The sequence below is a fragment of the Rhodococcus kronopolitis genome (assembly GCF_042654025.1).
Lineage (GTDB): Bacteria > Actinomycetota > Actinomycetes > Mycobacteriales > Mycobacteriaceae > Rhodococcus_G > Rhodococcus_G kronopolitis.
The window spans coordinates 1-19,531 of the sequence record NZ_JBHSFO010000010.1; the positions used below are offsets into that span (position 1 = coordinate 1).

General features: G+C 70.6%; 18 protein-coding genes. 3 read left to right on the plus strand and 15 right to left on the minus strand.

What is annotated here, in order from left to right:
* Positions 1 to 474: 474 nt before the first annotated feature.
* Together tyrS and ACFO6S_RS16305 are read right to left on the minus strand one after the other, a co-directional pair.
* The gene (gene tyrS, locus ACFO6S_RS16300; protein ID WP_378418740.1) at positions 475 to 1,749 is read right to left on the minus strand and encodes a tyrosine--tRNA ligase; all 1,275 of its coding nucleotides are present in this window, start codon (positions 1,747 to 1,749) and stop codon (positions 475 to 477) included.
* Between the two features lie 8 nt (positions 1,750 to 1,757).
* Positions 1,758 to 2,390 (minus strand): DNA-3-methyladenine glycosylase, encoded by a 633-nt coding sequence (locus ACFO6S_RS16305; protein WP_378418741.1) that lies wholly within the window; start codon positions 2,388 to 2,390, stop codon positions 1,758 to 1,760.
* A 163-nt stretch (positions 2,391 to 2,553) separates the two neighbouring features.
* Between ACFO6S_RS16305 and ACFO6S_RS16310 the strand changes: the two genes are divergently transcribed.
* From ACFO6S_RS16310 to ACFO6S_RS16320, 3 genes are read left to right on the plus strand one after another with little or no spacing between them, the layout of a single operon-like run.
* Positions 2,554 to 3,327, plus strand: coding sequence for an ABC transporter ATP-binding protein (locus ACFO6S_RS16310; protein ID WP_378418742.1), 774 nt, complete (start codon positions 2,554 to 2,556; stop codon positions 3,325 to 3,327).
* The gene (locus tag ACFO6S_RS16315) at positions 3,324 to 4,079 is read left to right on the plus strand and encodes an ABC transporter permease (protein ID WP_378418743.1); all 756 of its coding nucleotides are present in this window, start codon (positions 3,324 to 3,326) and stop codon (positions 4,077 to 4,079) included. The genes ACFO6S_RS16310 and ACFO6S_RS16315 overlap by 4 nt, the downstream gene beginning before the upstream one ends.
* Positions 4,076 to 4,714: a TetR/AcrR family transcriptional regulator gene (locus ACFO6S_RS16320; protein ID WP_378418744.1), complete on the plus strand. Its 639-nt coding sequence runs from the start codon at positions 4,076 to 4,078 to the stop codon at positions 4,712 to 4,714. Before ACFO6S_RS16315 ends, ACFO6S_RS16320 begins: the two co-directional genes overlap by 4 nt.
* 25 nt (positions 4,715 to 4,739) lie before the next feature.
* On the opposite strand, the gene ACFO6S_RS16325 is transcribed toward ACFO6S_RS16320, so the two are convergent.
* The 13 genes from ACFO6S_RS16325 to argC all read right to left on the minus strand — a co-directional run bounded on the left by ACFO6S_RS16325 (position 4,740) and on the right by argC (position 19,483).
* Positions 4,740 to 4,958 carry a Trm112 family protein gene (locus tag ACFO6S_RS16325; RefSeq protein ID WP_378418746.1) on the minus strand — a complete coding sequence of 73 codons (219 nt, stop codon included), beginning with the start codon at positions 4,956 to 4,958 and terminating at the stop codon, positions 4,740 to 4,742.
* 220 nt (positions 4,959 to 5,178) lie between these two features.
* Positions 5,179 to 5,349: a hypothetical protein gene (locus ACFO6S_RS16330; RefSeq protein WP_378418748.1), complete on the minus strand. Its 171-nt coding sequence runs from the start codon at positions 5,347 to 5,349 to the stop codon at positions 5,179 to 5,181.
* 13 nt (positions 5,350 to 5,362) lie between these two features.
* Positions 5,363 to 6,745 carry an MFS transporter gene (locus ACFO6S_RS16335; RefSeq protein ID WP_378418750.1) on the minus strand — a complete coding sequence of 461 codons (1,383 nt, stop codon included), beginning with the start codon at positions 6,743 to 6,745 and terminating at the stop codon, positions 5,363 to 5,365.
* 100 nt (positions 6,746 to 6,845) lie between these two features.
* Positions 6,846 to 7,685: a hypothetical protein gene (locus tag ACFO6S_RS16340; protein WP_378418752.1), complete on the minus strand. Its 840-nt coding sequence runs from the start codon at positions 7,683 to 7,685 to the stop codon at positions 6,846 to 6,848.
* Between the two features lie 140 nt (positions 7,686 to 7,825).
* Positions 7,826 to 10,801 carry an AMP-binding protein gene (locus ACFO6S_RS16345; protein ID WP_378418754.1) on the minus strand — a complete coding sequence of 992 codons (2,976 nt, stop codon included), beginning with the start codon at positions 10,799 to 10,801 and terminating at the stop codon, positions 7,826 to 7,828.
* A 65-nt stretch (positions 10,802 to 10,866) separates the two neighbouring features.
* Positions 10,867 to 12,303 carry an argininosuccinate lyase gene (argH, locus tag ACFO6S_RS16350; protein ID WP_378418756.1) on the minus strand — a complete coding sequence of 479 codons (1,437 nt, stop codon included), beginning with the start codon at positions 12,301 to 12,303 and terminating at the stop codon, positions 10,867 to 10,869.
* Between the two features lie 3 nt (positions 12,304 to 12,306).
* The gene (locus ACFO6S_RS16355; protein ID WP_378418758.1) at positions 12,307 to 13,506 is read right to left on the minus strand and encodes an argininosuccinate synthase; all 1,200 of its coding nucleotides are present in this window, start codon (positions 13,504 to 13,506) and stop codon (positions 12,307 to 12,309) included.
* An 84-nt stretch (positions 13,507 to 13,590) separates the two neighbouring features.
* A complete protein-coding gene (locus ACFO6S_RS16360; RefSeq protein ID WP_378418987.1) occupies positions 13,591 to 14,100 on the minus strand; it encodes an arginine repressor in 510 nt (169 codons plus the stop codon).
* Entirely contained in the window at positions 14,097 to 15,065 is a 969-nt protein-coding gene (gene argF / locus ACFO6S_RS16365; RefSeq protein WP_378418760.1) for an ornithine carbamoyltransferase, read from the minus strand. The genes ACFO6S_RS16360 and argF overlap by 4 nt, the downstream gene beginning before the upstream one ends.
* Positions 15,062 to 16,267, minus strand: coding sequence for an acetylornithine transaminase (locus ACFO6S_RS16370; RefSeq protein WP_378418762.1), 1,206 nt, complete (start codon positions 16,265 to 16,267; stop codon positions 15,062 to 15,064). Before ACFO6S_RS16370 ends, argF begins: the two co-directional genes overlap by 4 nt.
* On the minus strand, positions 16,264 to 17,178 hold the full coding sequence (argB, locus tag ACFO6S_RS16375) for an acetylglutamate kinase (protein ID WP_378418764.1): 915 nt from the start codon (positions 17,176 to 17,178) through the stop codon (positions 16,264 to 16,266). The genes ACFO6S_RS16370 and argB overlap by 4 nt, the downstream gene beginning before the upstream one ends.
* Positions 17,175 to 18,413 (minus strand): bifunctional glutamate N-acetyltransferase/amino-acid acetyltransferase ArgJ, encoded by a 1,239-nt coding sequence (argJ, locus tag ACFO6S_RS16380; protein WP_378418766.1) that lies wholly within the window; start codon positions 18,411 to 18,413, stop codon positions 17,175 to 17,177. Before argJ ends, argB begins: the two co-directional genes overlap by 4 nt.
* Positions 18,410 to 19,483 (minus strand): N-acetyl-gamma-glutamyl-phosphate reductase, encoded by a 1,074-nt coding sequence (gene argC, locus ACFO6S_RS16385; RefSeq protein ID WP_378418768.1) that lies wholly within the window; start codon positions 19,481 to 19,483, stop codon positions 18,410 to 18,412. Before argC ends, argJ begins: the two co-directional genes overlap by 4 nt.
* Positions 19,484 to 19,531 lie beyond the last annotated feature (48 nt).

A 19,531-nucleotide genomic window follows, 5' to 3' on the forward strand; every position in this document is an offset into this window, starting at 1 on the left:
AAAAGACTGACCCTCTCAGACGGAAGAATGAGAAGGCCAGCAATACCCACACCATCACTAAGGATGCTGTGGAGTACCAAATAATTTGGCACTGACATTCATCGGCACACTGTTGAGTTCTCAAAGAACACGCACACACCTTCACCTCCGAGAAACTCGTTCTCGGCGCTCCGGGGCAACTTTTCCAGCCTAACTCATCACTGTCGCCGGCGCAAACCGGCTGGATGATCTTGGCTGAAAGGGGTTCTTGTCAGGCTTTTCTCGTCCAACCTCGTGTCCCGTACCTCTCGGTGCGGGTCGGTGTCCGTGTCGCTCTGACTCGACAAAAGTTACGTGACCGTGGACGCCGGAGCAAATCGCCTGGTCACACCCTGGTCTCTCGACATGTCCGCAGGTAGAGACGACGAGCGGCGCCCGGATGGTGCGGCATCGACCGAATGACATCGATGTGACTCGCACCACCCGGGCCGTCGATCAGGCCGGCAGGACCTGAATGCCGGCAAAGTTCCGCTTGCCGCGGCGGATCACCAGCCACTGCCCGTGCAGCAGGTCGGTGGCCTGCGGCTCCCAGTCCTCCGCGCTGATCCGGGCGTTGTTCACCGAGGCGCCGCCCTCCTTGATCGCCCGGCGGGCCGCGCCCTTGCTCTCGGACAGACCGCTCGCGACCAGCAGGTCGACGATGGTGCGGGCGTCGCCCGGGCGAACCTGCGCGACCGACGCCTCACGCAGCGCCGCGGCCAGGGTCGGCTCGTCGAGGTCGGTCAGCTCGGCACGCCCGAACAGCGCCTGGCTGGCCAGCTCGACCGCCGCGGTGTTGTGGGCACCGTGCACCAGCGTCGTCATCTCCGCGGCGAGTCGCTTCTGCGCGGTCCGGGCCTGCGGGCGCTCGGCCGTCTCCGCCTCCAGCTCGGCCAGCTCGGCCTCGTCGAGGAAGGTGAACCAGCGCAGGTACTTGACCACGTCGGCGTCGCCGGTGTTCACGAAGTACTGGTACCAGGCGTACGGGCTGGTCATCTCCGGGTCGAGCCAGAGACTGCCGCCGCCGGTGGACTTGCCGAACTTCTTGCCGTCCGAGGAGGTGACCAGCGGAACGGTGAGCGCGTGCACCGACTCACCGTCGACCCGACGGTTCAGCTCGACGCCGGCGATGATGTTGCCCCACTGGTCGGAACCGCCGACCTGCAGCGTGCAGCCGTGCTCGCGCCGCAGCTGCAGGTAGTCGTTCGCCTGCAGGAGCATGTAGCTGAACTCGGTGTAGGACATCCCGTCGGACTCGAGCCGGCGCTTGACGGTGTCCCGGGCCAGCATCACGTTCACGGAGAAGTGCTTGCCGACGTCGCGCAGGAAGTCGATGGCCGAGAGCTGTCCGGTCCAGTTCATGTTGTTCTCGATGATCGCGGCACCCGGACCGTCGAAGTCGACGAAGCGCTCGAGCTGGGCACGGATCCGGCCGGCCCACTCGGCGACGGTGTCGGCGGAGTTCATCGTCCGCTCCCCCACGTCCCGGGGATCACCGATCAGGCCGGTCGCCCCACCGGCGAGCACGATCGGCCGGTGACCGGCCATCTGAAAGCGCTTGAGAGCCAGCAGCGGAACCAGGTGCCCCGCGTGCAGACTCGGCCCGGTGGGGTCGAAGCCGGCATAGAGGGTGACCGGACCGCCATCGACGTCGCGTCGCAGTGCGTCGAGATCGGTGGATTGCGCGATCAGTCCGCGCCAGTGCAGTTCGTCGATAATGTTCGCAGTCACGCCCCCGATCATCCCGTATCGGGCACCAGCGGCGCACGCGGGCTGCGGCGGTACGCCGAGACCGCGTCCGAGCCCGGCACCCACAGCCGCCAGGGGCGTTCGGCGGCCCGGGCGATGCCCACCCTCGGCCCGGCCGCCACGCGCGGCGCGGGGTCGAGCTCCAGCCGGACTCGGGACCGCCCGGTCAGCAGCTCGGATCCGTTGTCCGCCAGGGTGATCCCGAGGGCCTGCCCGAGGTTGCCCGGTCCACGCGCCAGGTCGCGGGGCCGTCGGTCGGCGCCCCGCCTGCTCACCACGACGTCGACGCCGTCGATCACCTCCGCGCCCCGCAGCAGCACCGCTCCCGCGACCCCGGCATCCGCACAGGTGACGTTCAGGCAGTGGTGAATGCCGTGACTGAGGTACACGTAGAGCCGGCCGGCGGGGCCGAACATCACCGCATTGCGTGGCGTCGGACCCGGATACGAATGAGCCGCCGGGTCCGGCCACGGCCCGGCCTCGTCCCCGCCGTAGGCCTCCACCTCGACTATCCGCAGCGTCACCGTCCCGACGCTCAGCCGGGCGCCGAGCACCAGGTGCGCCGCGGTCAGCGGGTCCGCGGCCGCGAGTTCACGTTGGGACTGCTGCGCAGTTTCGGACACCACGCGATTGTGCCCCGCAGGCGTCGTTCCCCGGGACCGTTGACGACGCGTTCCGACCGGCGCAGAATTCATCAGACGATGATTTCCTCACCGGGACGTCATCGGGCGGCGATTCTCATCGGGTAATGGACGTCATGACACGGACCGAAGATTCGAGGCGGCGATGTTCGGACCAGCACACCAACGGCCGGTCGAGACCGGTACCGGCCCTGCCGACGCGGCCCTCGACATCCGCGACCTGGTGGTCCGACGCGGCGGCAAGCTCGCCCTCCGGGACCTGACGTTGCGCGTCGGGCGCGGCACGATCACCGGGCTGCTCGGCCCGTCGGGCTGCGGAAAGACCACGCTGATGCGCGCGATCGTGGGCACCCAGGTCGTGGAGTCCGGCACCGTGACCGTCCTCGGCCTGCCCGCCGGGTCGCGGCCACTGCGCAGCCGGGTCGGCTACGTCACCCAGTCCCCCACCGTCTACCTGGACCTGTCCGTCCGCGACAACGTCCGCTACTTCGCCTCGCTCTACGGCAGGTCCGCGCGCGAGGCCACCGAGACGATCGGGGCCGTCGGCCTCACCGAGCACACCACCCGGCTGGCGCGCGACCTGTCCGGCGGCGAACTCGGCCGGGTGTCGCTGGCGTGCGCGCTGGTCGCCGAGCCGGAACTGCTGGTCCTCGACGAACCGACCGTCGGCCTGGACCCGGTGCTGCGCGCCGAACTGTGGGAGCGCTTTGCAGACCTGGCCGCGGCCGGCACCACGCTGCTCGTCTCCAGTCACGTGATGGACGAGGCCGAGCACTGCGGCGAACTGCTGCTGATGCGCGACGGGTTGTTGCTGGCACAGCTCACGCCGGCGCAACTGCTCGAGCAGACCCACGAGACGAGTCTCGAACACGCCTTCCTGAGCCTGATCAGGGCGCGCGCGGCGGAGGTCCGGTCGTGAACGTCGGCATCTACGCGTCCAGCACCGGGCGCATCCTGCGACAGCTGCGCGGCGACCACCGCACCGTGGCGATGATCCTGCTGGTCCCGGCGCTGCTGATGACCCTGCTCTACTTCCTGTACGTGAACGTGCCCACGCCCCCGGGCCAGCCGCCGCTGTTCGACCGGATCGCGGTCACGATGCTCGGCATCCTGCCGTTCGTGGTGATGTTCCTGATCACCTCGATCGCGATGCAGCGGGAACGCAGCTCCGGCACCCTCGAGCGGCTGCTGACCACCCCGATGTCCAAGCTGGACCTGCTCGGCGGCTACGGCACCGCCTTCTCGCTCGCCGCCGCGGCGCAGGCCGCCGTCGCCTGCCTGGTGAGCTTCGGACTGTTGGGCCTCACCATCGCGGGCAGCGTCGGGTGGGTGGTGCTGATCGCCGTGCTCGACGCGGTCCTCGGCGTCGCGCTGGGGCTGCTGTGCAGCGCCTTCGCCCGCACCGAGTTCCAGGCCGTGCAGTTCATGCCGGTGGTGGTGATACCGCAGCTGTTCCTGTGCGGGCTGCTGGTGCCGCGCGATCAGCTGCCGCAGTGGCTCGAGTGGATCTCCAACGTGCTGCCGTTGAGCTACGCGGTCGACGCGCTGCAGCAGGTGGCCGCCCACCCCGGTGCGACCGCGCAGATGTGGCGCGACCTGGCCGTGGTGGTCGGCTTCGTCGTCGTGGCGCTGTGCCTGGCGGCCGCGACCTTGCGACGGCGGACGCCGTGAGCGCGGGCACCGCCCCTGCCGGGACCGCGACCGCGGGTGGCCGCAGCGGCCGCCGGCCGGGCAGCCCCGCCACTCGGGACCACATCCTGTCCGCTGCCCGCAGCCGGTTCGCCGAGCACGGCTTCGACAGGACCTCGGTGCGGTCGATCGCCGCGGCGGCCGAGGTGGACCCGGCGCTGGTGCACCACTACTTCCGCACCAAGCGCGAGCTCTTCCTGACGGCCGTCGCGATACCCGTGGACCCGCAGGTGGTGCTGGCGGCACTGCGCGACGCGCCGACCGACGAACTCGGCGAGCGGCTGCTGCGGGTGGTGCTCTCGCTCTGGGACTCGCCGCAGGGCGAGGCCCTGCTCGCGGCCTTCCGCACCGCGGTGGCGGGCGAGTCGGAGGGCCTGATCGGAGCCTTTGTCACCGAGGTGGTGCTCAGCGAGATCGCCGGCCGGGTGGACACGCCGCCAGGCACCGCGGCACTGCGCACCGGGTTGGTGGCCACCCAGATGAGCGGGGTGATCCTGTCCCGCTACCTGCTGCGGATCGAACCGGTGGCCGGGCTGCCCGTCGACCGACTGGTGCGGCTGGTCGGCCCCGTGCTGCAGCACTACCTGACCGGTGACCTCGACGACCGCGCCCGCTAGCGGCAGTGCCTGCCGTCGGGTCCGGCTACTTCTCGGGTGCGGATTCCGCGCGGGCCAGGATCGCCTGGTGCTCGTCCTCGGTGACGTCCCGGGCCTCGTCGACGAGCAACACCGGGATGCCGTCCTCGATCGGGTACGCACGCCGCAGCCGAGGGTTGTAGAGCAGTTCGTCGGCGACCAGCAGGAGCGGGCCCTTGTCCTGCGGGCAGGCCAGGATGCTCAGCAGGGTGGGGTCAAGCGCCACGGAAGGTCCCTCTCGTCGCCGGAAATGTCGTGTCGTCGCGGGCGATCCCGCGGCGCCCACGCTACCCGGCCCGCCGGCAGGTGCCGGCAAAGGGACTGCCGTCGCATCCATGGGCTCCTCAGCCCGGCGGTCCCGGCTGGGCGCCGCTACGCAGCGTGGACGACACAGAACTTGTTTCCCGGGGGATCCCGCTAGTACGACGGTGCGCTACCCGCCATCGTCATACGCCGAGGCCCGCGAATGCAGGATCGGTCAACTGCCGGCCGACGACGACCTCCTCGAGGACCTCCTCGGCAGGTGGGGTGCGTTCCGCGGCATCGTCGCCCCCGAGGTCAACCGTCACATCGACTGGCGCGAACCAGAAGCGATCTTCCTTCGCCACCTTCTGCAACGTGACCAGTCGGTCAGCCGACCAGAGCCCGTTCCCGCGCAGCCCGGGTCGGCCAGCGCCGGTGTTCGGCGTCGATGACGAACACGTGGGTGTGCCGGTAGAGGCGATCGCCCACGCGGTCGGCGTCTACCAGCCAGGCGGCGTCGACGGGCTCGGCCTCGTGCAGGTGCGTGATCTCCGCCGGGTCGTGACGCGGCCACAACCTCACCGCCACGGCGACTCCGGCAACGGCGATCACGGTCAGCGTCGTCCAGGTGGTGGTGAGACCGGCAGTCGACAGCCACCCCGCGATCGGATAGGTGAGCAGCCAGGCCAGGTGCGACAACGAGAACTGGGCGGCAAAGAGGGCCGGCCGGTCGGCGGGTTGTGACGAGCGCCGCAGTACCTGGCCGGTCGGGGTGAGCACCGCCGCCGTGCCCGCGCCAACAACGGCCCACACCGCGATCGCTGCGCCCCAGCGCCAGTCGCCCCCGTCGGCGACAGACAGGGCGACCGCCGACCCGAGTCCGACGATCAGGGTGGCGCCACCGGACAACATCAACGGTCGGGCGCCGAGCCGGTCCAGAACCCGCGGCACCGACAGTGCGACGAGCATCGTGCCGAACCCGTTGGCGGCCAACAGCAGTGCCACGCCGGACTGGGTTCCGCCAAGCGTGTCACGGACGTAGTTGACGGTATTGACCATGATCACCGAGCCCGCGGCCGCGACCACGAGGTTCAGGCCGAGCAGACCGCGCAGCCGCGGCGTGGCGGCGAAGATCCGCATGCCCACCGCGATCCGATCCCGGAAGGAGCCCTCCGCGGTGGTGCCGGCGTCGGGAATACGGGTCGCGATCACCAGGACGGCCGAGACCACGAATCCGATGGCGGTGCCGACAAACAACCAGTGGAAACTGACCAGGGTCAGCGCCACCGCCGCCAGCATCGGGCTCAGCAGGGTTTCCATCGTCGCGGCCAGCTGCGTCGCGGACAGCGCCCTGGTGTACTCGCGCTCGTCGGGCAGGATGTCGGGGATGACGGCCTGGTAGGTCGGCGTATACGCGGCCGAGGCGGTTTGCAGCACCGCGATCAGCAGGTAGATCTGCCAGATCTGGTCGATGAACGGCAACGTCAGCACCATCGCGGCGCGGATCACGTTGAGCCCGACCAGGAAGTTTCGGCGTGGGAACCGGTCCGCGTATGCGGCAACGACCGGGGCAACCGTGACGTAGACGACCATCTTGATAGTCAGCGCGGTGCCGAGTACCACGGCCGCGTCGGCGCCGGCCAGCTCGTAGGCGAGCAGTCCCAGTGCGACGGTGGTCAATCCGGTGCCGAACAGCGCCGACACCTGGGCGGTGAAAAGTCGTAGGTAGTCGCGGTGGGCGAACAGTGAGGTAAAGGTCGTGTTGGACATCGCGTGCGCTTCCTTCGAATGCGTGGAGACGGGTACGGGTGGGCCACGGGATCGCGGACAGCGGCAGGGGCACATGGGGTTCCTTCGGGGTGCGGTGGCGTCAGTGCTGGTGGACGGCGGCGGCGAGGGTGAACGCCGCGGTGCGGACCGTGTCACCGTGCTTGAAATCGAGGAAGAGCCGGTAGGTTCCGGCACCGGGCACGGCAGTGTGGAAGGTGACGTCGGGGCCGGGAGCCGTGACCCCGTCGCCGGGTTCGCCGTTCGGATGGACATGCACGTAGGCCAGGTCGCCGGCCCGGAGCACCACCAGGTGACCGAAGGCGGCCAGGTAGGGCTGCAGATCGGTGATCGGGCGGCCGTCCTTGCGCACGGTGAACGTCAGCAGATCTCCCTCTCCGGGAACGAGATTCCCGCCGAGGGTCACTTCGTATCCGTCGACGAGTGCGGTGCGAGCCGGGCTCGGCGTCGGTTGCGGATCGTAGGAGCCCGCGGCGGCGAGGTCGGCGCCGAGGGTGATCGTTCGTCCGAGGCTCGTGGGCGCGATGTCGGTGAACACACGGTATGCGCCCGCCTCGGGCAGGTTCAGGCGGACGGACCAGGTGCCGTCGGCCGCGAGCTCGGGGTGTACGTGCCAGAAGCCGGTCAGCTCACGCTGCACCACGATCAGGTGCAGGTCCCGGCCGTGGATCGGGGTGTAGCCGGTGACCGGTTGCCCGTCCGGGCCGAGGATGCGGAATCGGAAGTCGAGGTCGCCCGGGCGGACGATGGTCTCGGCCAGGTCCAGCGTGTAGCCGTCCTGGGTGATCTGGAGACCTCCCGGTGCGCTCACGCCGGGGGCATGCCCTGCCGCCGAGGAGTGGCCGGCGTGAGCCGCGGCCTCGAGATGGCCGCGGTGATCGGCGTGGGCGGTTGCATGGTGGGCGTGCACGGTGGTGCTCATTTCTCGACCTCTCCTCGTGGTGTTGTTCCAGTCACCAAGGTAATACCCCCTGGGGGTATGTGCAAGGCCCGTCGATGTGACGTGCGTACGGGAACCGTCGGATCGACGGTTCCCGTACCCGGTGCAGCAGAAAGTCCGGCTCAGCCGGTCAACGCGGCGCTGCCGCGCGCGGTCAGTTCGGTGACCATGGCCCGGGTCAGCCTCCGGTACTTGTCGGTCTCCGCGTCGTAGTACCAGGACCGGGGCCCGGGCTTCGGCAGACCGGCGGTCCTGATCTCGGTGCGCCGCAGCCGGTACGAGTTGCTGATCGGGATGTCCGCGCGCACGTGCACCAGGTCCGGGCGCTGCCCGGACCCGAGCTCGGCGAACGCGTCGGCGAGGTCCACCGCGGTGAGCGAGGCGCCCGGCAGCAGCCGCACCGCGACCGCGGACAGCTCCTCCGTACCGATCGGCACGCTGTAGGCCAACGACACGTCCACCTGGTCGAGACGGCCGAGCGCGTCGACGATCGGCTGGTTGAACACCGGGCCGCGGGCCGCCCGGACCACGGTCACCCGGTCGTCCATCATCCAGTAGTCGCCGTCGCCGTCCCGTCGGAACAGGTGCTCGGTCGGCACCCACGCGTCACCCGCCGCGAACACCCCGCGCTGCGCACCGTTGAGGGACTCGGTGGAGGTGGCCTGGCCGAGGAGCAGGCCGACCTCGCCGGGTCCGCACTCGCGGACCAGACCGTGCTCGTCCTCGAGGTAGGTACCGGCGATCGGGTCGAAGGCGGCGATCCGCACCGGCGTGCTGCCCGGCAACGGGCGCCCCTTCGAGCCGGGCTTGGCGCCCGAGACGTTCGCCAGCACCACGGCGCCCTCCGTGGAGGCGTAGAACTCGAGCACCTGCGCCGGCGCGAACCGCTTCATGGTGCGCTGCCACAGGCCGACGGGCATGCCGGAGCCGACGAAGAGCCGGATCGAGTGGGCGCCGGCCAGCCCGAAGTCCGGGTTGTCGACCAGTTCACGCATCATCGTCCAGGTGTAGGCGACGACGGTGACGCCGTACCGGTGCACCTCCGCCTCGAACCGCTCGGGGTCCAGCCCCCGGGACAGGGCGATCCGCGCGCCGCCCGCGATCGCGCCGCCGAGCGTGGCCAGCAGGACCGACGAATGGTAAAGCGGCGCAATCGAGTACACAGTGTCGCCGCGCCCGAGGTTGGCCGCGGTCGCGGTACCGAAGGCGGACAGCGCCCAGCGGTAGTTGGTGACCCGCTTGGCCTCCATGCGGCCGCCGGAGCGGCCGAACAGGATGAAGGCGAGCTCGTTCGCGCGACCCGGGTTGGGCTGGTACCACGCGGGCAGTCGCACCTCGGACGGCTCGATCTGCTCGAGGTCGATCGTGCCGGAGTCGGGTTCGGTGTTCAGCAGCCGGGACTCGCCGCCGCCGAGGACCAGCACCCGGATGCCGAGGCTCTCCGCGGCCGCCAGGTTGTCGGGGTCGCAGATGACCGTGCCGACACCGCTGAGCCGGACCGCCTCGGCCAGTTCCTCGGTCGGCGGCAGCAGCGCGGCGACCGCACCGAGCCGGGACAGCGCGGCGATCGCCGTCAGCGCACTGGGCCGGGTCTCCATCAGCACACCCACCCGAGCGGCCGGTCGGATGCCCGACACGATCAGGCCCCGCACCACGTTGTCGATCCGGGTGTTGACCGCCGCGTTGGTGTGCGCGCGGTCGTCGAACAGGAAGCACTCGGCGTTCGGCGACTTGGCGCCTGCCTCCGCCAGCAACCGGCCCATCGAGATGGTGGTCTGCATCTGGATCTGGCCGAGTCGGGCCAGCCGGGGCAGGGCGCGCGCGGCCTCCGCGGACAGCTCCCGGGTGCCGCGCACCGTCTGGGCGGTGACGTCCAGGACTCCCCTGGCGATGCCGACCCCGACCTCGGCGATGGACGCGCCGGTGTGCAGAATCCGGTCGCTGACCGAGACGCCGGTCTCGTCCGCGGGCTGTTCCACGCAGGACATCTCCTCGACCGATGCCGGTCGCGGGCCGAGCCCGTCCCGCCAGCGCACCCACTCCCCGGTGGTGGGCCAGGTGTGCGAGGCCGCGTGAGACCCGACCACCAATCCGAAATGCCCGGCCCGCAAGGTGGATTCGAAGATCTCGGCCTTGGGCGCCGCCTTGCGGATGCCGCGTACCGCCACCGGCTGTCCGATGTCGTCGACCTCGCCGACGAAGGCCAGGATCGGGCAGGTCAGCTCCGCGAGGGTGACCATCCGGTCCCCGATCACGAAACCGCCCGACATCATCCGGTTGTGCACGACGAACTGCTTGAGCAGTTCCGCGACGGCCGGGCCGGACCAGGCCACCCAACCCTCGGTCGCCAGGAATCGGCGCTGCTGCTCGCGCGGCAGCAACGCCTCCCGGTCGTGCAGCTGACGCAGGAAGTCCAGCCGGGACTTGGCCGTCTTCACCGGATCCAGCAGCTGGAATCCGGTGCGGGCCATCCAGCCGGCGATCGACAGCCGGGTGAAGACGTGATCGGCGAGGAAGTCCGCCGCCGGCGCCGCGATGTCCCCGGGGATCCCGAACGGGAGGGCGGCCAGGGTGTCCACCGGTGCACCGAAGGTGATCAGGCTGGCGATGTTCCGGCACTGCCGGTACGCCGCCGCCTGGTAGCAGAACATGCCGCCCTGCGAGTACCCGGCCAGGTGCACGTCCCGGCCGGTGTGCGCGTGCACCCGGTCGATGATGTCGTCGATCGCCAGGATGTGGTCTGCGAGGGTACGGTCCCAGCCCCCGGCTTCCGTTGCGGGCGAACCGAAGTCGACCACCCACGGATCGAGGCCCATCCGGTGCAGCACGCCGACCGCGCCCTGCTCCTGGGTGACGTCGTAGACGTCCGCGGACATCATCATCGGGGGCACGAGCACGATCGGCGGCCGCGCGAGGTCCGCGGTCTCGTCGGCGAAGTACCGGCGCAGCCGATACATCGGCTCACGTTCGACGACCCGGAACTCCGACGGCTGCGCCTCGGTCTCGAGGCCACCGAGCCGCATGACCTCGAGACCGTTCTGCGCGGTGGCGACGACCCGCCGCACGGAACCGTTCAGAATCTCCGGATACCAACCCACTGTGCCCCCAATGACTCGACGATCACGCTGGGGTCACTATATTCCGCACCGCTACGCAGGGACGATCAATGCGCGAGCCAGCCCCGCAATGTGTCCAGCGACTCACGCACGCCGTCGAGCTGCCGCGCGACCTGGACCCCCGCGGTACCGCCGCGAGCGTCCCGCGAGGCGATCGAGCCCTCGACGGTGAGCACCTCGCGCACCCCCGGCGTCAGCGCCGGGTCGACGCCCGCCAGCTCCGCGTCGGTGAGGTCCTCGAGCCCGACGCCGCGCGCCTCCGCGACCCGGACGCACGCGCCTGCCGCCTCGTGCGCGACCCGGAACGGCACGCCCTGGCGCACCATCCATTCCGCGATGTCGGTGGCCAGCGTGAAGCCGGCCGGGGCCAGCTCCGCCATCCGCTCGGTGTGGAACTCGAGGGTGGAGACCAGTCCGGTGATCGCAGGCAACAGCAGTTCGAGCTGGGCCACCGAGTCGAAGACCGGCTCCTTGTCCTCCTGCAGGTCCCGGTTGTAGGCCAGCGGCTGCGCCTTGAGCGTGGCGAGCAGCCCGGTGAGGTTGCCGATCAGCCGTCCGGACTTGCCGCGGGTGAGCTCCGAGACGTCCGGGTTCTTCTTCTGCGGCATGATCGACGATCCGGTCGACCAGGCGTCGGCGAGCGTGATGTACCCGAACTCCGGGGTGCTCCAGATGATCACCTCTTCGGCCATCCGGGACAGGTCCACGCCGATCATCGCGAGCACGAAGGCCGCCTCCGCCGCGAAGTCGCGGGAGGAGGTCGCGTCGATCGAGTTGTCCGCCGCCGCGTCGAAGTTCAGCTCCGCGGCGATCGCGTCCGGGTTGAGCCCGAGCGACGAGCCTGCCAGCGCGCCCGACCCGTAGGGCGAGATCGCGGCCCGCTTGTCGAAGTCGACGATCCGCTGCACGTCCCGCAGCAGCGGGTGCGCGTGCGCGAGCAGGTGGTGCGCCAGCAGGACCGGCTGGGCCGCCTGCAGGTGCGTCTTGCCCGGCATCACCGCGGCCGGGTGGGCCGCGGCCTGGGTGGCCAGCGCGTCGACGACGTCCAGGACGCCGGCGGCGACCCGGCGGACCGCGTCGCGCAGCCACATCCGGAACAGCGTGGCCACCTGGTCGTTGCGGGACCGGCCTGCCCGCAGCCGCCCGCCGACCTCGGGGCCGACGCGCTCGATCAGGCCGCGCTCGAGCGCGCCGTGGACGTCCTCGTCGGACGCGCTCGGGGCGAACGCGCCGCTGGCGACGTCGGCCGCCAGCCGCTCGAGCCCGTCGAGCATCGTCGCGAGGTCGGCGTCACCGAGCAGTCCCGCGGCGTGCAGGACCTTCGCGTGTGCCATCGAGGCGCGCGCGTCGTACGGCGCGAGCACCCAGTCGAAGTGCGTCGACTTGCTCAGTGCCGCCATGGCGGCGGCCGGTCCCGACTCGAACCGGCCGCCCCACAGGGCACCCTCGTTGGTGCCATGGGTCGGAGTGCCCTGTGCAGTCATGACTTACAGACCCAGGTCCCGCTTGGCGGCGACCTTCGAGGACAGGCCGTGGATCTCCACGAAGCCCTTCGAGGCGGCCTGGTTGAAGCTGTCGCCCTCGTCGTAGGTGGCGAGGTTGAAGTCGTACAGCGACTGCGGGCTGCGGCGGCCGTTGACGATGATGGCGCCGCCGTGCAGCTGGAGCCGGATGTCGCCGGTGACGCGCTCCTGCGTCTTGGCGACGAAGGTGTCCAGCGCGTCCTTGAGCGGGGAGAACCACAGGCCGTCGTAGACCAGCTCGGACCAGCGCTGCTCCATCTGCCGCTTGTAGCGGCCGAGCTCACGCTCGAGGGTGACGTGCTCGAGCTCCTGGTGCGCGGTGATCAGCACCATGGCACCGGGCGCCTCGTAGATCTCCCGGCTCTTGATGCCGACGAGGCGGTCCTCGACAACGTCGAGGCGGCCGACGCCCTGGGCGCCGGCGCGGGTGTTGAGCTCCTGGATGGCCTCGAGCACGGTGACCGGGCGGCCGTCGATCGCGGTCGGCTTGCCTGCCTCGAAGCTGATGATCAGCTCGTCGGGGGCGTTCCAGTTGACCGTCGGGTCCTGGGTGTAGTCGTAGACGTCCTTGGTCGGCGCGTTCCACAGGTCCTCGAGGAACCCGGTCTCCACGGCGCGGCCCCACACGTTCTGGTCGATGGAGAACGGCGACTTCTTGGAGACGTTGATCGGGATGGCGTTCTCTTCGGCGAACTTGATCGCCTTCTCGCGGGTCCAGGCGTAGTCGCGGACCGGTGCGATGACCTCGAGGTCGGGCGCCAGGGCGCCGAAGCCGACCTCGAAGCGGACCTGGTCGTTGCCCTTGCCGGTGCAGCCGTGCGAGACGACGGTGCCGCCGTGCGCGCGGGCGGCCTCGACGATGTGCTTGACGATCAGCGGCCGGCTGATGGCCGAGACCAGCGGGTACCGGTCCATGTAGAGGGCATTGGCCTGGATGGTCGGCAGGCAGTACTCGTCCGCGAACTCGTCGCGGGCGTCCACCACGATCGACTCGACTGCACCGCAGTCCAGGGCGCGCTGACGCACGACCTCCATGTCCTCGCCGCCCTGACCGAGATCGATGGCGACGGCGACCACTTCCTGGCCCGTCTCCTTGCCGATCCAGCTGATGGCCACTGAGGTGTCAAGCCCGCCCGAGTAGGCGAGTACGACGCGTTCAGCCATGGTGTGTGTGCTCCTTATGGTTGGAATCTCTCACCGGGTTCGTGAGAAGAGATGATGAAGTTGTCGGGTCGAGTCTCGACCCCGTCAGGCCAGCTTTTCGATCATGTCGGCGAGCTGCGCGCCGGTGCGCGGTTCGCGGGCGATGACAAGAATGGTGTCATCCCCGGCGATGGTTCCCACAACCTCCGGCAGTGAAGCCCGGTCGAGGGCGCTCGCCAGGTAGTGCGCGGCGCCCGGCGGCGTGCGCAGGACCGCCAGGTTTCCGCTGGCATCGGTGGACACCAGCAGCTCCCCCAGCAGCCGGGACAGCCGGTCGGTGCCGCCCGAGACGCCGCGCACGGGGCTGCCGTCCTCGGGCACCACGTACACCCCGGCACCGCCGTCGGCGGCCCGCAGCTTCACGGCGCCGAGCTCCTCGAGGTCCCGGGAGAGCGTCGCGTTGGAGACCTCGATGCCCTCCGCGGCGAGCAACGCGGCCAGTTCCGGCTGGCTGCGCACCTCGTGGGTGGCGAGCAGCGCGGTGATCCGGGACTGCCGACCGGCCCGGGTGTGGGCGACGGTCTGCGACCGCGCCGAGTCCCGGGTGACGGTCACGGCCGCGCGGCGTTCTGCTCGAGCAGCCACACCAGCAACGCCTTCTGCGCGTGCAGCCGGTTCTCCGCCTCGTCCCACACCGCCGACTGCGGTCCGTCGAGGACCTCGTCGGTGATCTCCTCGCCGCGGTGTGCGGGCAGGCAGTGCAGCACCACCGCGTCCGGAGCGGCCTTCGCGAGGAGGGCGGAGTTGATCTGGAAGGGCCGGAACGGCCCGACCCGGTCGAGTCCGTCGTTCTCCTGACCCATCGAGGTCCACGCGTCGGTGACCAGCGCGTCCGCGCCGACCGAGCCGGCCTGCGGGTCGTCGGTGACGGTGACGCTGCCACCGGTCTCCGCGGCCCGGGCCCGGGCCGCGTCGAGCACCCACTGCGCAGGCGCGAATCCCGCGGGTGCCGCGACGGTCACGTGCATCCCGGCGGTGACGCCGCCGAGCAACAGCGAGTGCGCCATGTTGTTGGCGCCGTCACCGAGGTAGGTCAGCCGCAGCCCCGTCAGCTCGCCCTTGCGCTCGACCAGGGTCTGCAGGTCCGCGAGCACCTGGCACGGGTGGAACTCGTCGGAGAGCGCGTTGACGATGGGCACGGTGGCGCCCTCCGCCATCTGCTCGAGGCGGTCCTGGCCGAAGGTGCGCCACACCACGGCGTCGACGTAGCGCGAGAGCACCCGTCCGGTGTCCTGCAGCGTCTCCTCGCGACCCAACTGGGTGTTGCGGCCGTCGACCACCACCGCGTGCCCGCCGAGCTGGGCGATGCCCATCTCGAAGGAGAACCGGGTGCGGGTGGAGTTCTTCTCGAAGATCACACCGACACCGCGCGGACCGGCCAGCGGCTGGCGGGTGGTCGGCGCCTTCTTCAGCTCCGCCGCCAGCGCCAGCACCTCGGCCTGCTCGGCCGGGGTCAGGTCGTCGTCACGCAGGAAGTGCCGGACCGGCGCTCCCCCGGCGTTCTGGTTGTTCTCGCTCACTGGCTCACCTTCTGGGACTGGGCCGCATCGAGGATGGCGGGCAGCGCGGCGATGAAGCCGTCCGCCTGCGCCTCGGTGAGGATGAGCGGGGGCGCCAACCGCACCACGTCGGGCTGTGCGGCATTGACCAGGAAGCCGGCCGCCCTGGCCTCATTCTCCACCGCCGGGGCAAGGGTGTCGGTGAGCACCACGCCGAGCAGCAGCCCGGAGCCGCGGACGCGGTCCACGAGCGGGTGCCCGAGCGCCTCGATTCCGTGGGCGAGGTGCTTGCCGAGGCTGTCCGCGTGACTGACGAGGTCCTCGTCGGCGATCGTGCGCAGCACCGCGAGCGCGGCGGCCGCACTGACCGGGTTGCCGCCGAACGTGGTGCCGTGCTTGCCGGGACTGAGCAGCTCCGCGGCCGCGCCGGTGGCAATGCAGGCACCGATCGGCAGACCGCCGCCGAGCCCCTTCGCGAGCGTCATCACGTCCGGCACGATGCCGACCGACTGGTGGGCGTAGAACCAGCCGGTGCGACCGATGCCGGTCTGCACCTCGTCGAGGACCAGCAGGGCACCGCGCTCGGCGGTGATCCGGCGCGCCTCCACCAGGTAACCCGCGGGCGGCACCACGACGCCGCTCTCGCCCATCATCGGCTCCAGGAACACCGCGGCGGTGTCCTCGTCGACGGCGGCGTCGAGCGCGGCGATGTCGCCGTACGGGACGTGCTCGACGCCGGCAGGCATCGGCTCGAAGGGGGCCCGCTTGTCGGGCTGGCCGGTCAGCGCCAACGCACCCATGGTGCGGCCGTGGAACGCCCGCTCCGCGGCGATGATCTTGCGGCGGCCGGTCAACCGGGCGATCTTGAACGCGGCCTCGTTGGCCTCGGTGCCGGAGTTGCACAGGAACACCCGGCCGGTGACGGCGCCGCCGTCGCCCGCACCGAGGTGGGCCAGCAGCTGCTCGGCGAGCGCGATCCCCGGCTCGGTGGCGTAGAGGTTCGAGGTGTGCCCGAGGGTGGACAGCTGGGCCGTCACGGCGTCGATGATCGCCGGGTGCGCGTGCCCGAGGATGTTGACCGCGATGCCGCCGAGCAGGTCCAGGTACTGCTTGCCGTCGGCGTCGGTGACCACCGCGCCCTCACCGCGGACCAGCGCCACCCGCGGCACGCCGTAGGTGTTCATCAGCGCGTGCGACCAGCGCTGCTGCAGCGGTTCTGTCATGACTGTCCTTCGAGGTTCGCAGTGGCGGCGGGGGTGACCATGGTGCCGATACCCGTGCCGGTGAGCAGTTCGAGCAGTACCGAGTGCGCGACGCGACCGTCGATCACGTGCGCGGAGGGAACGCCGCCGTGCACCGCACGCAGGCAGGCCTCCATCTTCGGGACCATGCCGGCGTCGAGGCTCGGCAGCAGTGCTTCCAGTGTGGCGGAGTCGATCTCGCTGGCCAGCGACGACCGGTCCGGCCAGTCCGTGTAGAGGCCCTCGACGTCGGTGAGCATCACCAGTCGCTCGGCGCCGATCGCCTCCGCCAGTGCGGCGGCGGCGGTGTCGGCGTTGATGTTGTGCACGACGCCCTCCGCGTCCGGAGCGATGGTCGAGACCACCGGGATGCGTCCGGCCGCAATGAGATCGAGCACCGCATCGGGGTTGACGGTGGTGACGTCGCCGACCAGGCCGATGTCGGTGGCCTGCCCGTCGACCTGCACGGTGCGGCGGGTGGCGGTGAACAGGTGCGCGTCCTCCCCCGAGATCCCGACGGCGTATGGCCCGTGCGCGTTGATCAGCCCGACCAGCTCGCGGCCGACCTGCCCGAAGAGCACCATCCGGACCACGTCCATGACCTCGGGCGTGGTGACCCGGAAGCCGCCGCGGAACTCGCCCTCCATGCCGAGGCGCGCCAGCATCGCGTTGATCTGCGGGCCACCGCCGTGCACCACGACCGGGTGCATGCCGACGGTCCGCAGGAACGCCATGTCGGCGGCGAACGCACTCTTGAGCGCGTCGTCGACCATCGCGTTGCCGCCGTACTTGACCACCACGATCTTGCCGTGGAAGCGCTGCAGCCAGGGCAGCGCCTCGGCCAGCACCTGCGCCCGGGCGGTGTCGTCGAGATGTGTGACGGCGGCACTCACGACGAGTACGCCGAATTCTCTTCCACGTACGCGTGCGAGAGGTCGGTGGTGCGGATGGAGACCTCCGCGTCGCCGACCCCGAGCTCGATACGCAGCGCGATGTCGATGTCGGAGAGGTCGACCTCGCGGGCGCCGGGCGCGCCGACGCCGTCGATGCACACCGGGTTGCCGTTGAAGGACACCGAGATGGTGTCGGGGTTCAGCTCGATCGGGGCGATGCCGATCGCGGCCAGCACCCGGCCCCAGTTCGGGTCGGAGCCGAACAGTGCGGTCTTGACCAGGCTGTCCCGGGCGACGGTGCGGGCACCGACCAGCGCGTCCTGCTCGGACGCCGCGCCTGCCACGGTGACGGTGACCCGCTTGGTGACGCCCTCGGCGTCGGCCATCAGCTGGTCCGCGAGGTCGTCGCAGACCGCGAGCACCGCGGCGTTGAGCTCGTCCTGGGTGGGGGTGACGCTGCTGGCGCCGGAGGCCAGCAGCAGCACCGTGTCGTTGGTCGAGGTGGCGCCGTCCACGTCGAGGCGGTCGAAGGACTGCCGGGTGGCGTTGCGCAGGGCCTCGTCGAGCTGCTCGGCGGTGGCGACGGCGTCGGTGGTGACCACGCAGAGCATGGTGGCCAGCGACGGCGCGAGCATGCCCGCGCCCTTGGCCATGCCGCCGACGTTCCACTTGCCGTCGTGGTGCAGGGCGGCCTGCTTGGGAACGGTGTCGGTGGTCATGATCGCGTACGCGGCGTCGGTGCCACCCGAGATGCCACCGGCCAGCTCGTGCACGATCTCGGTGACACCGGCGAGCAGCTTGTCCATCGGCAGCCGGTCGCCGATCAGTCCGGTCGAGCAGACCGCGACCTCGATGGCACCGGTCTCGGTGCCCCAGTCGCTGAGCGTGGCGGCGACGTGCTCGGCGGTGCGGTGGGCGTCCTGGAATCCGGGCGCACCGGTGCAGGCGTTGGCGCCGCCGGAGTTGAGGACGACCGCGCGCAGCCGGCCGGTGCCGAGCACCTGCTGGGACCACAGCACCGGTGCGGCCTTGACCTTGTTGGCGGTGAACACACCGGCCGCGGCGGTCTCGGGCCCCTCGTTGAACACCAGCGCCAGGTCCTGACGGCCGCTGACCTTGATGCCTGCGGCGATGCCTGCGCCGCGGAACCCGGCCGGCGCGGTGACGCCCTGGGTGCGGATCAGCTGACCGCCCGCGACGGGGACGGAGTCGGGGATGACGGGGACGGCGTTCACGGGGCAACTCCCACGGTCGAGAGGCCTGCGGTCTCGGGCAGGCCAAGGGCGAGGTTCATGGACTGGACGGCACCGCCTGCGGTGCCCTTGGTCAGGTTGTCGATCGCGCAGATCACCACGAGCAGGCCGGCGGCCTCGTCGACGGTGACGCCGATCTGGGCGGCGTTCGAGCCGAGCACCGCGCCGGTCTGCGGAAAGACGTTGTGCGGCAGCACGTGCACGAAAGGCTCGTCGGCGTAGGCCTTCTCGTACACCGCGCGGGCCTGCTCCTCGGTGGCCGTGGTGGCCGCGGTGCAGGTGGCGAGGATGCCGCGCGGCATCGGCACCAGCACCGGGGTGAAGGAGACGGACACCGTGGTACCGGCGAGCGCGGAGAGGTTCTGGGTGATCTCCGGGGTGTGCCGGTGCACGCCGCCGACGCCGTAGGCCCGCGCCGAGCCCATCACCTCCGAGCCGAGCAGGTCCGCCTTGGGCGCCCGGCCGGCGCCGGAGGTGCCGCTGACCGCGACCACGGTGACCTTAGGCTCGACGATCCCGGCGGCGACCGCCGGCGCCAGCGCGAGGCTGGCCGAGGTCGGGTAGCAGCCGGGCACCGCGATCCGGGTGGCCTTGGCCAGCACCTCCCGGTTACCGGGCAGCTCGGGCAGCCCGTACGGCCAGGTCCCGGCGTGCTCGCTGTGGTAGTACCGCTCCCACTCCGCTGCGCTGCTCAGCCGGAAGTCGGCGCCGCAGTCGATGATGACGGTCTCGGCGGGCAGCTGGTTCGCGATCGCGGCCGAATTGCCGTGCGGCAGGCCGAGGAACACCACGTCGTGGCCCTCGAGGCGGGAGATCTCGGTGGGCTCGAGAACCCGGTCGGCCAGCGGCAGCAGGTGCGGGTGGTGTTCGCCGAGGGTGCTGCCTGCGTTGCCGCCCGCGGTGAGCGCACCGATGGTCAGCGTGCCGTCCGCGTAGGCGGGGTGCCCGAGCAGCAGTCGGAGGATCTCACCGCCCGCGTAGCCGCTCGCCCCTGCGATCGCGACCCGGATCGGCGCGGACGCCGTGCCTGAGGAACCTGCAGAATTCACCATACGATTGATTATGCATCATCGTGCAATCTCATGCACGCACGGCCGCCC